The sequence below is a fragment of the Rhodococcus sp. NPDC003318 genome (assembly GCF_042879035.1).
Classification (GTDB): Bacteria; Actinomycetota; Actinomycetes; order Mycobacteriales; family Mycobacteriaceae; genus Rhodococcus_G.
The window spans coordinates 542979-554661 of the sequence record NZ_JBIAOU010000001.1 but is presented as its reverse complement, the minus strand read 5'-3'; the positions used below and the strand labels follow the sequence as shown (position 1 = coordinate 554661).

Annotated in this window: 11 protein-coding genes; 5 read left to right on the top strand and 6 right to left on the bottom strand. The window is 71.5% G+C overall.

Annotated elements, in window-relative coordinates; all coding sequences use genetic code 11:
- Window positions 1-414: 414 nt before the first annotated feature.
- Together ACFYVR_RS02395 and ACFYVR_RS02390 are read right to left on the bottom strand one after the other, a co-directional pair.
- Complete coding sequence (locus ACFYVR_RS02395; RefSeq protein WP_387469199.1) at window positions 415-849, bottom strand: hypothetical protein; 435 nt, start codon at window positions 847-849, stop codon at window positions 415-417.
- Between the two features lie 114 nt (window positions 850-963).
- Window positions 964-1872, bottom strand: a complete 909-nt coding sequence (locus tag ACFYVR_RS02390) for an oxygenase MpaB family protein (protein WP_387469196.1) — start codon at window positions 1870-1872, stop codon at window positions 964-966.
- A 95-nt stretch (window positions 1873-1967) separates the two neighbouring features.
- Between ACFYVR_RS02390 and ACFYVR_RS02385 the strand changes: the two genes are divergently transcribed.
- Window positions 1968-2591: a TetR/AcrR family transcriptional regulator gene (locus ACFYVR_RS02385; protein WP_387469194.1), complete on the top strand. Its 624-nt coding sequence runs from the start codon at window positions 1968-1970 to the stop codon at window positions 2589-2591.
- 13 nt (window positions 2592-2604) lie between these two features.
- Here ACFYVR_RS02385 and ACFYVR_RS02380 read toward each other — a convergent pair whose 3' ends face one another.
- A complete protein-coding gene (locus tag ACFYVR_RS02380) occupies window positions 2605-3891 on the bottom strand; it encodes an HRDC domain-containing protein (protein WP_387470294.1) in 1287 nt (428 codons plus the stop codon).
- 26 nt (window positions 3892-3917) lie between these two features.
- The gene (locus ACFYVR_RS02375) at window positions 3918-5303 is read right to left on the bottom strand and encodes a wax ester/triacylglycerol synthase family O-acyltransferase (protein ID WP_387469192.1); all 1386 of its coding nucleotides are present in this window, start codon (window positions 5301-5303) and stop codon (window positions 3918-3920) included.
- Between the two features lie 79 nt (window positions 5304-5382).
- Between ACFYVR_RS02375 and ACFYVR_RS02370 the strand changes: the two genes are divergently transcribed.
- Window positions 5383-6618, top strand: a complete 1236-nt coding sequence (locus ACFYVR_RS02370) for an alpha/beta hydrolase fold domain-containing protein (protein WP_387469191.1) — start codon at window positions 5383-5385, stop codon at window positions 6616-6618.
- Here ACFYVR_RS02370 and ACFYVR_RS02365 read toward each other — a convergent pair.
- Entirely contained in the window at window positions 6604-7179 is a 576-nt protein-coding gene (locus tag ACFYVR_RS02365) for a DUF3000 domain-containing protein (protein WP_387470292.1), read from the bottom strand. The genes ACFYVR_RS02370 and ACFYVR_RS02365 overlap by 15 nt on opposite strands.
- A gap of 158 nt (window positions 7180-7337) precedes the next feature.
- On the opposite strand from ACFYVR_RS02365, the gene hemE reads away from it, so the two are divergent.
- The 3 genes from hemE to hemQ are packed head-to-tail and all read left to right on the top strand — an operon-like array spanning window position 7338 to window position 10517.
- Window positions 7338-8435: a uroporphyrinogen decarboxylase gene (gene hemE, locus ACFYVR_RS02360; RefSeq protein WP_387469189.1), complete on the top strand. Its 1098-nt coding sequence runs from the start codon at window positions 7338-7340 to the stop codon at window positions 8433-8435.
- Entirely contained in the window at window positions 8432-9784 is a 1353-nt protein-coding gene (locus ACFYVR_RS02355) for a protoporphyrinogen oxidase (RefSeq protein ID WP_387469186.1), read from the top strand. Before hemE ends, ACFYVR_RS02355 begins: the two co-directional genes overlap by 4 nt.
- 4 nt (window positions 9785-9788) lie before the next feature.
- Window positions 9789-10517, top strand: a complete 729-nt coding sequence (gene hemQ / locus ACFYVR_RS02350; RefSeq protein WP_387469184.1) for a hydrogen peroxide-dependent heme synthase — start codon at window positions 9789-9791, stop codon at window positions 10515-10517.
- On the opposite strand, the gene ACFYVR_RS02345 is transcribed toward hemQ, so the two are convergent.
- Window positions 10468-11469: a lactate dehydrogenase gene (locus ACFYVR_RS02345; protein ID WP_387469182.1), complete on the bottom strand. Its 1002-nt coding sequence runs from the start codon at window positions 11467-11469 to the stop codon at window positions 10468-10470. The two genes, hemQ and ACFYVR_RS02345, sit on opposite strands and share 50 nt — an antisense overlap.
- Window positions 11470-11683 lie beyond the last annotated feature (214 nt).

Below are 11683 nucleotides of genomic sequence, written 5' to 3'. Positions count from 1 at the left end.
GAGACGCTCACCGCCGGTGTCCGGGGATGAGACTCGGGTTGCCCTCGTAGCGAACGCCTGGCCTTCGCTACCGGTCGGTAACTTACTCTACGTCAATACCCGGGGTACCGGCAGGCGTGCGCCCGGCTGGGGTCCCGGTCGTGAGATCCCGCCGCGGTCGCGGCGGAGCTCGAGGTTGCGTACGCGCAGCTGACCGGGGCGGGCGCGCAGGTGCTGACGATGGCCTTCCCGACCCTCGGCCGCGGTATGCCGGGCGGCTCCGCGATCATGGGCCGCATCTCGGCGCTGAACGCGGAGATCCGCGCGGCCGCCGGTCGGCACGAGGCCGGTCCTGACCGCGGTCCGGTCCGCCGATCCGGTGCGGTGACGTCGGCCGGTGGTGCTGCGACCGTCGGCGCGGTCGCGCCCGCGCACCTACCGCGCGGCGGCGATGCGGTCGTGCAGCGCGGCCAGCTCGACAGCGCCCGCCGCGACGGGTGCAAGGTAGAGGTACACGGTCGTCACGGGGGTCGTCGACGGACCGATGGACTGCATCAGGGACAGGACGGCGAGCAGGACGCATCCGGCGAGCGCCGCGGCGACCGCCCACGACACGACCCGGCGCGGGCGAGCGGCGGCCAGCAGGCAGAGCGCGACGGGTATCGCGAGGGCGATCAACAGGTCGAAGCGGAAGAAGGCCAGCGTCGAGCCCGCGCACTGTGCGGGGGAGCCGACGCCGCCGGGATTCCCGACCGCGAACCGGCCCAGTTCGCAGTCCGTGATCTCGAGCATCGGTTCGCCGGCCACGACGACGCCGAGGGCGACCGCGAGGATCGCCAGGATCACCCATTCGGCACGGACCAGAACCATCTGTGAATCCTGCCACGCCCGGCGGCGCCGACGTGGGTCCCGGAATGCACGGGTGGCGGGCCGTGGAACACGGCCCGCCACCTGCTCGCCCCCTCGGCGGTCTCGGATGGTCGATCAGACCGGGGAGCGGCCGGTGCGCAGCCGCCACCGGAGATCGGCCATCAGGTAGTTGTAGGGGAACTCGCGCAGGATCGTCGGCATGCGCCGGTTGACGGCGGCGATCATCTTCGTCATCCGATCGAACCGGCGCTGGTCGCGGCTGGTCCACGAGTAGTGCATCTGGTCCCGGAACTCCTGCGGCAGAAACCCTTTCGTGATGAACAGGTTGAGCGGGCCGAGGAGCTTGGCTGTGCTCCGGTGACCGAAGCCGGCGCGGGCGATGATGTCGAGGTGTGCCCGGACGGCGTCGTCGATGTGCACCTTCTCGAGCGACCGGGTCCAGTACTCCTCGAACGCCTCGCGGGTCGCGGGCCACATCTCGGGTTTGACCTGCAGGGTGGTGCCGAACACGGCGCCGCGCTGGTAGTAGTACTCGCGCTCGGCTCCGGTGTACTCGCCGCGCAGGATGCGGTGGGTGTCCTCGAATCCGCGGTAGATGCAGGCCGCGACCCACAGCTGCAGTTCCGGGTCGAACGCGTTGTACTCGACCGGGCTCTCGTCGGTCGAGCGGACCTGGGCGTGCGCGCGGTTGACGCCGCGGCGGAAGAGCCGCTTCTCCTCGTCGGTGCCCAGCGACGCGACGGCGAGGTACGTCAGGGTGGTGCGGGATCGCTTGATCGGGTGGTCGAACAGGCGACCGGATTCGACCTTGCTCTCCATCACGCCGTAGCCGACGCCGGGCCACGAGAGCTGCATGATGACGTTGGCGGCGCCGGCCATGAGCGAGACGCCGTCGACGTGTTCGAGGACGGGCCCGCCGTCCAGTGCCCTCAGCTGTGCCTCCCGCCGAGTGTCCTCCACCGACGTCACCGACTCCGTCGATGTGGTCGTCGTTTCGTCGTCCATCTCCGGTGCCACCGACATGTGCCCCTCCAGAAGTCTCGATCGGCCACGCGGACCGCAATCTGATCACGACTGTACTCAGATATGTGTACGGCAGACAAGGGCGGGATGGAAGGATGGAGGTCATGACGTCGTCGGCTCGGGTGTACGGGGGTGTGGAGGGCGATCAGCGACGGTCCGAGCGACGCGCCCAGCTGATCGAGGCGGGCCTGGACCTGCTGGGAAGTGCGGACGGCGACGCGACGCTGTCGGTCCGCGGCGTGTGCAAACGTGCAGGTCTGGCCACGCGTTACTTCTACGAGTCGTTCGACGATCGCGACGCCCTCACCGGCGCGGTGTACAACCACGCCGTGGGCCGCATCGCGGAGTGCGCCCTGCGGGCGGTCTCCGAGGCGCCCCAGGACGAGCGCACGTTGGTGCGGGCCGGTGTCGCCGCCATCGTCCGGGAGATCTCCGAGGACCCGCGACTGGGGCGGCTGGTGTTCTCGGGACCGGCCAATTCGGTGCTGGCGCAACGACGGCTGGAGTCGGCGCGGATGTTCGTCGGGCTGACGACGGCGCAGGCGGTGGACTTCTACGGATTGGCCACCGGGCCGCAGGTGGAGGTCGTCGCGCAGTTCGTCGTCGGCGGACTGGCGCAGATCCTCACCGCGTGGCTCGGCGGCCTGCTCGACATCGATGCGGACGTGCTCGTCGAACGCTGCACCGACCTGATGATCGCCGCCGCCACCGTCCGTTAGGGCAGGTCGCCGACTATCGGTTCGCGCCCGGGGCCAGTGCCCGGGCCAGCGCGGACGAGGTCAGCTCGCGCTGCCAGGGCCGGGCACCGCCCGCCGCCAACGCCGCGTCCACGAACCGCGTCTCCTCCTCCGCGGAGGATCCCGCGTGGTCGGCGGGGACGAAGTCCCAGCACAGGCGCCGGACGAGTTCGGGTGTGAGCAGGTTCTCGACGGGCACGCGGACCCGGTCGCTCAGATCCGTCATCGCCGCACGCGCCGCCGTGAGGCGCTCGGCCGCCTCGGGATGCTTGCGGGCCCAGCGGCTGGCGGGCGGCGGGCCGGTGAACGGCTGCGTCACCGGCGGCAGTTCGGAGTCGGGAAGGGCCCGGGCCCGCTCGAGTGCCTGTAGCCACACCCGGGAGTTGCGCCGCTGCCGTGGCCCACCGAAGACCGGGAGCGCCCGCAGCGCCTCGATCGACCTCGGGTTCGCGCTCGCCGCGGCCACGATCGCCGAATCCGGCAGGATCCGCCCCGGTGCGATGTCGCGACGGGACGCGATCTCGTCGCGGACGTGCCACAGCTCGCGCACGGCCGCGAGCTGCCGCGGCGACTTGAGGGAGTGGATCTGTGACGTGCGGCGCCAGCGGTCGGGCTTCGGCTTCGGCGGACCGGCCAGCCGGATGTGCTCGAATTCCTGTGTCGCCCAGTCGGTCTTGCCCTGCGATGCGAGTTCGGCGGCCATTGCGTCCCGCAGTTCCACGAGCACCTCGACGTCGAGTGCCGCGTAGTTCAGCCAGGACTCGGGCAGTGGCCTGTTCGACCAGTCGGCGGCGCCGTGCCCCTTCTTCAGTTCCAGCCCGAGCATCCGCTCGACGACCGCGGCCAGGCCGACGCGCTCGAACCCGGCGAGCCGTCCGGCCAGCTCGGTGTCGTACAGCGAGGCGGGAAACAGGCCGAGTTCCGCCAGACCCGGCAGGTCCTGGTCGGCCGAGTGCAGGACCCATTCGAGTGGGTTGATCGCCTCCGCGAGGGGACCGAGGGCGTCCGTGACCGGAATCGGGTCGACCAGGACGGTGCCCGCGCCCGCGCGACGGAACTGCAGCAGGTACGCGCGATTGGAGTACCGGAAACCCGACGCGCGCTCCGCGTCGACGGCGAGCGGACCGGAGCCCGCGGCGAGCCGGGCGGCGGCCTCGGCGACGAGCCGCGGTGTGTCCAGGACTTCGGGAAGACCGTCCACCGGGCTGAGCAGTGGAACCGCGGTGGGCGTCGGACCGGTCGACGTGCCCGTCGATGAATCGGACACGGGGGACTCGGGCATCGACGATTCCGGCATGGACACTGACTCTACGACGCCGCCTCGACGAGGGTTTCGAGTGCCGGGTCCAGCGCGTCCGCGAGATCCCAGAGCCGTGGTGCCAGTTCCCGGCAGGAGACCAGGCCGACGTTGAGCTTGCCGTCCAGGGACATCACCGTCACGTTGAGTCCGATGCCGTGGAAGATCGGTCCCATCGGGTGGAGGGCGCTGACGCGGGCCCCGAGGAGGTACAGCGGGATCGGGGGTCCGGGAACGTTGGAGACGATGAGGTTGGTGACCACCGGGTGCCGCTCGGCGAGCCGGAGTGACCCGTACGCGCGCATCGCGCCGCCGAACACCGCGGGCGCCGCGAACTGCGACCAGTCCTGTAGCAGTGTCGCGCCGAGGGACGCGTTGTGGGACTTGACGATCATGTTGTGGTCGCGGGCCTGCGACAGTCGGGCAGCGGGATCGTCGACGTGGGTGCCGAGCTGGGTGAACATGCCGGAGAACTGGTTGGTGCCGGGGCGGTCCGAGACGTCGTGCACGGACACCGGGACCATCGCGACGAGAGGGTCGCCGGGGAGCTCGTCGCGGTCGGCCAGGTAGCGGCGCAGTGCCCCCGCGACGGTGGCCAGCACGACGTCGTTGACCGTCACGCCGAAGGCGTTCTTGACGGCCTTGACCGCGGCCAGGTCGAGCTGAGCGTAGGCGACGGTGCGGTGCCCGGTGATCGCCCCGTTGAACGAGGTGCGCGGGGCGGTGAACGGGGCGGGCATCGCCTCACCGCGGCGGGCGCGGCGAATCCACCTCGGCAGCAGCGTCACTCCGCCCGGCAGGGCCCGGGCCATCCGCAGGGGGCGCGAGGCGAACCCCAGCAGGCCGCCGACGGTCAGGTCGACGAGGCTGCCGTCGCCGGCTCCGCGTGCGTCGGGATCCGGGTCGGGGAGGGGTGCGTCCGGGGTGAGGCTGCACAGGTGCGCCAGCAGGCCCGCACCGGTCACGCCGTCGACGTTGGCGTGGTGCAGCTTCGCCAGCAGCGCGACCGACCCGTCGGCGAGACCTTCGATCACCCACATCTCCCACAGCGGTACGGTGCGGTCCATCTTCCGGCTCGCGAGGTGGCCGCACAGCTCGGCCAGTTCGTCACGTCCGCCCGGTGCGGGAACCGCGATCCGGTGGAGGTGCCTGTCGACATCGAACTCGGGGTCCTCGACCCATGCCGGATGGTCGAGGTTGAAGGTCGAGTCGAACAGACGGCGCCGGAAGTTGGGGACGGCGCGGACGCGTTCGGACAGCTCGGCCACGAAGGTCTCGTGGTGGTAGCCGCCGGGAATCGTGGAGACGTCGAGGACGACGAGCGCACAGACGTGCAGCAGCTGTGTCGGGGTCTCGAGGTAGAGGAAGGCCGAATCCAGACCGCTCAGTCTCTCCATGGCGACCATGGTAGAACGTGTTCCAAGACCTCGTTCGTGGAGACCATCGCAGAAGTTCCTCCCGGGAAAGGCGGTCGTGATGAGTACCTTCTTCGCGTTGCGTCAGGCGCTGAACACGGCAGCGAGCGTCAACGCGATCCGGCCCATGACCGGGGTCCGGACCTCGGTTCCGGCATTCTTCGCGGGCTGGCTCACGTCGGAACTCGCGCCGCAGCTGCTCGCCGCCACGGCACTCGACGCCGGCGTCCACGTCGCCCGCCACGGCCTCCGGTCCCGGACCGACCGCCTGGGCCTGGCCCTGGCCGCCACGGCGGGAGCGGGCCTGGCCGCGAACATCCTCGCCGGCGGGCGGGCCGGCGTCGAGATGGACGCGGCCCTCGCCGAGATCGGTGTCACCGGTCCGGGCGGCGGCGTCGACTGGCGTTCGGCGGCAAGGCCTTTCGGGTATCGCAGGGAGGGCGTGCGCCGCATCCGGAACCTCGCCTACGCGCCCGGAGGCAAACGCTTCCTCGTCGACGTCTACCACCGCCGCGACACCCCGCCGGACGCGCCGATGCTCCTCCAGGTTCACGGCGGCGCCTGGGTGATCGGCAACAAGGATCAGCAGGGTCTGCCGCTGATGGTCGAGATGGCGTCGCGCGGCTGGGTGTGCGCGGCGGTGAACTACCCGCTGTCCCCGAAGGCGGTGTGGCCCGACCATCTGATCGCTCTCAAACGCGCGGTCCGCTGGCTGCGGGCGGAGGGGCCGGGATACGGCGGCGACCCGGCGTTCCTCGCGGTCACCGGAGGTTCCGCGGGTGGGCACCTCTCGGCGATGCTGGCGCTGACCGCGAACGATCCCGCGCTGCAACCCGGATTCGAGGACGCCGACACCTCGGTGCAGGCGTGTGTTCCCTTCTACGGCGCGTACGACTTCACCGGCGAATCGGGCATTCCGGCGGTGCGCTGGCGCGTCCGGTCCCGCCTGAGCTCGATGGTGCTGGGCCCGGACGCCGTCTTCCCCGAGTCGTACCTCGCGGCGTCACCGCTGGCGAAGCTGCACGCCGACGCACCGCCGTTCCTGGTCGTCCACGGCACCAACGACTCCCTGATTCCCGTCGCCGAGGCCCGCGACTTCGTCCGCCGACTGCGGGGGATCTCGGGCAACCCGGTCGGCTACGCGGAGCTGCGCGGCGCCCAGCACGGCTTCGACATCTTCCACTCGGTGCGCAGCGACATGGTGACGGCCCGCGTCGCGACGTTCCTCGACTGGGTGCGAGCCGGATGCGGGGCGGGAGCCGGACGTGCGCCGGAAGCGGTGTCAGCGACCGAGTGACGTGACGCCGGCGGGCGGCAGTCCGGCCGCGGCGGCGAGCACCTCGCAGAACGCCTCGACGTGCGGCGCCAGCGCGGTGGTCGCCGCGGTCCACGATGCGCGCAGTTCCAGCTGGTGGGCCTGCGGCGGCCCCGCGATGTCGCCGTACCGCACCGAACTCGTCGCGGTGACCGTGCCGCCGAGGGCGGTCACCTGCTCGTGGTGGGCGTCCAGCGCGTCGACCAGCCAGCTCCACGCGACCTCCGGAAGCAGCGGGTCCGCGGCCAGGTCCGCCTCCAGGTCGGCCTGGATGTACGCGACGAGCCGCATCGTTCCGTTCCATGCCTCGTCACCGGCCGGGTCGTAGAGCAGGATCAACCGGCCGAACGCGTCGCCCTCGGACTCCTCGCCGACGACATCGGTGTCGGGGTGCCGGACCTCCGCGCCGATGGCGTAGCTGTACGGCGCCAGGCGTTGCGGCGGCCGGATCGGACCGATCTCGATCTGTGGATGGACCGCCGCGGTGTGCATGGAGTCGACGGCGCTGCGAAACGGCGCTGGCTCGGCATGGGGTCCCGACATGGTCACAGTGCGGACGGTAGACCGGCGCAGATGGTCGGCGCGGGAGGCGCGCCGGTTCCGGAACGGACCGCGGCGCCGCCGGGTTGCCGAATCTGGCAGCATGACAGCGGACGGCACCACCGTCGACAGGGCCGTACGGGCGACGAGCGTTGGGACACATGAGCGATCTGGAAGACACGAATTCGGCGATGACCACCGGGACGCGGTACCCGTACCGCAGACCGCTGCCCGAGGCACCGCTCCTCGCGGCCGCCACCGGCCGCCGGCCCGCCCACCGCCCCGTGTGGTTCATGCGGCAGGCCGGCCGGTCGCTGCCGGAGTACCGCGAGATCCGCGCCGGGATCGGGATGCTCGAATCGTGTTTCAACCCGGAACTGGTGTGCGAGATCACCATGCAGCCGGTCCGCCGGCACAAGGTCGACGCGGCGATCCTGTTCTCCGACATCGTCGTTCCGCTCAAGGCCGCCGGGATCGACCTGGACATCGTGGCCGGGACGGGGCCGGTGGTGGCCGATCCGGTGCGCACCGCGTCCGACGTCGCGGCCCTGCCGCGGTTGCGGCCCGAGGAGGTCGGCGCCGTCACCGAGGCGATCTCGCTGCTCACCACCGAGTTGGGCGACACCCCGCTGATCGGCTTCGCGGGCGCTCCGTTCACCCTCGCGTCGTACCTGGTCGAGGGCGGGCCGAGCCGCAACCACGAGCGCACCAAGGCGTTGATGCACTCCGACCCGAAGACGTGGCACGCGCTGCTCGGCGCTCTCGCCGACACCACCATCGCGTTCCTCAAGGCGCAGCTGCACGCCGGGGTCGACGCGATCCAGCTGTTCGACTCGTGGGCCGGTGCACTCTCGCAGGCCGACTACCGGACGTTCGTGCTGCCGCACTCGGAGCGTGTCTTCGCCGAGATCGCCGAGGCCGGGGTTCCGCGGATCCACTTCGGGGTCGGCACCGGAGAGCTGCTCGGCGTGATGGGGGAGGCGGGCGCCGACGTCGTCGGTGTCGACTGGCGGGTGCCGCTCGACGAGGCCGCGGTGCGGGTCGGGCCGGGCAAGGCGCTGCAGGGCAACCTCGATCCGGCCGTGCTGTTCGCGGGCCGTGCGGCGATCGAGCGGGAGGTGCGCCGAATCGTCGGGGAAGCCGACCGCGCGATCGCGGCGGGCGCCACCGGGCACATCTTCAACCTCGGGCACGGCGTGCTGCCCGAGACCGATCCCGCGGTACTCACCGACGTCGTGGAGCTGGTGCATTCCCTGTGACCACCGTTGCGGTCGTCGGCGGCGGCATCTCCGGGCTGACCGCCGCCTACCGTCTGCGTGCGCTGCTCGGACCCGACGCCCGGATCGTGGTCCTCGAGGAGTCCGGCCGGCTCGGCGGCAAACTGCGCACGGTCCCGATCGCGGGAAAGCCCGTCGACGTCGGCGCGGAGGCCTTCATCGTACGCCGCCCCGAGGTGACGGCCCTGCTCGCCGAGCTCGGTCTGGCCGACCAGGTCGAGCATCCGTCCCGTGCGCGCCCGCTGATCTGGGCGGACGGGTCCCTGCACCCACTGCCGGCCGGCACGTTGATGGGCATCCCGGCGAACTCGGAGGCGCTGGTCGGGTTGGTCGACGCCGCGACGCTCGCCCGGATCGATGCCGAACCCGCCACCCCGCTGCACTGGGACCGGTCCGCCGACGTCTCGGTCGCCGCGCTGGTCGGGTCACGGTTCGGTGAGCAGGTGGTCCGGCGCTCGGTGGACCCGCTGCTCGGCGGCGTCTACTCGGGTCTGTCGGACACGGCCGGGGTGCGCGCGACGGTGCCCGCTCTGGCGGTCGCGCTCGACGGCGGCGCCACCAGCCTGACCGACGCCGTCCGCCGGGCGTTGCCGCCGCCGTCGGACACGCCCGTCTTCGGGACCCTGCGCGGCGGCTACGGGACGCTGCTCGACGCGCTGCGCGACGCCTCGGGCGCCGAGTTCCACGACCACACCACCGGTGCCGGGCTGCGGCGTGAGCGTGGTCGCTGGTCCGTCGACCCGGTCGGACCGGTCGACGGGGTGATCGTCGCGCTGCCCGCGGACCGCGCCGCGGCGTTGCTCGCCGAGGGGGCGCCTGCCGCCGCCGCGCAGGCCGCCCGGATCCCTCTCGCCTCGTCGGTTGTCGTTGCCCTCGCGATGCCGAAAACTGCTGCACTGCCGCAGAATTCGGGGATCCTCGTCGCGACGGGCGAGGATCTCGCGGCCAAGGCGTTCACCCTGTCCTCTCGCAAGTGGCCGCACCTCGCCGACCGCGACGTGACACTCGCCCGTGCCTCGTTCGGCCGCTTCGGCGACGCCGCCCTCCTCGACGCCGACGACGAGCAGCTGATCACCCTGGCGCGCGCCGACCTCGCCACCGTCACGGGGGTCACCGACCAACCGGTCGACGCGTACGTCCAGCGCTGGCACGGGGGGTTGCCCCAGTACCGGGCCGGGCACGGGGAGGTCGTGGCCGCTCTCGAAGCGGAGATCGCGCAGGTCGACGGCCTCGAGATCGCGGGCGCGATGCTGCACGGGGTGGGGGTGCCCGCCTGTGTCGCCGCGGCCACGACGGCTGCGACACGGCTCACGGAGCGGGTGGCAGGATAGGGCCATGGCACGCCTCGATTACGACAAACTCAATTCCACCCTGCGCTACGCGATGTTCTCGGTGTTCCAGGTGCAGCCCGGCGTCCTCGACGAGGACCGCACCAAGGCGATCGAGGACGCGACGGCCTTCTTCGCTCCGTTCGAGGAGACCGCCGAGGAGGCCACGCAGCGCCAGGACAACTCCGACACCGTCCTGCGCGGCATCTACGACGTCGCCGGAGTGCGCGCCGACGCCGACTTCATGATCTGGACGCACGCCGAGAAGCTCGAGGACCTGCAGAAGCTGTACGCCGACTTCCGGCGCACCACGATCCTCGGCCGCGCCAGCGCGCCGGTCTGGTCGAACGTCGCGCTGCACCGGCCGGCCGAGTTCAACAAGAGCCACGTCCCGGCGTTCATCGCCGGTGAGGCACCGGGCAACTACATCTGCGTGTACCCGTTCGTGCGGTCGTACGAGTGGTACCTGCTGCCCGACGCCGAGCGCCGCACCATGCTCGCCGACCACGGCAAGGCGGGCCGCGGGTACCCGGACGTCCGCGCCAACACCGTCCCCGCGTTCGCGCTCGGCGACTACGAGTGGATCCTCGCGTTCGAGGCTCCCGAACTGGACCGGATCGTCGACCTGATGCGGGACCTGCGCGCCACCGAGGCCCGCATGCACGTCCGCGAGGAGACCCCGTTCTTCACCGGCCCCCGCGTCTCGGTCGAGCAACTGGTGGCCTCCCTGCCCTGACGCCCTGACCTGATCGTGTCTCAGGGCAGCTGCGCGACCCGCTCGCCGATGCGGGCGGCGGCGTCACGCAGTTGCCCGAGTTCGTCGGGTGTGAGGTCGATCTCGACGATCTTGCGGACCCCGTCGCGCCGAGGACTGCGGGCAGGCCGACGTACACGTCGCGCAGGCCGTACTCGCCGTCGGGGCGGACGGTCGCCGAGATCACCTCGTCGGAGTCCGCCACCATGGCGAGGACCATCCGCGCGGCGGCCGTGCCGGGTCCGAAGAACGCGCTGCCGTCGCCGAGCAGCCCGACGACCTCGCCACCCGAGTTGCGGGCCCGGTCCTCGATCGCCGCGACGTCCTCGGACGGCAGCGCGGACATCACCTGCGGCGCATGGGACAGCGGAATCACCATCTCCGCGCCGTGACTGCCCAGTGCCAACGCATCGAGCCCGGTGACGTCCCCGGCACCGCCGACGGATGCCAGTGCGCGGAATCGGGCGGAGTCGAGGAGACCGGCCATTCCCACCACGCGGTGCGCCGGGAACCCGGACACACGCCACAGCTGGTAGGTCATCTCGTCGAGCGGGTTCGACACCACGACCACCATCGCGTCGGGGCTGTGCGCGGCGATGTCGGAGGCCGAGCCGACGATCGCCGCGTTGGTCGAGACCAGGTCGGTGCGGCTCATACCAGGTGTCCGGGCCTTGCCCGCGGTGACGACGACGTAGTCGGCCGGCCCGGCGTCGGCCAGGGTGGTGACGCCGCGGACGGCGGTGCCGCTCCCGGTCAGCGCACCGGTGTGGGTGAGGTCGAGCGCGATGCCTTCGGCGCGCGACCCGGCGACGTCGACGAGCACCACCTCGGCGAAGACGTTCGCCTCGGCGAGCCGCATCGCCGCGATCATGCCGACGTGGCCGGCTCCGACGACCACCGCCCGCCCCGCCCGCCTCCGATCACTCACCGTCATCAGATCCTCCTGTGGCTGTCGATTCACGGTCCCACGCTGCGACCGTCCGATGCCGTCGGCTCGGCACCCGATGCCGAACCGGCCGCCACGGGTTCGACCATTCGAGGCGGAGCCGGACGAGTTCTCCCTCGAGGCCACCCCGCGTGTGCGACCATGAAACTCTTGTGTGCCCTGGTGATGCCCTACGGATGATCAGGGGGGCGGAGACACCGTT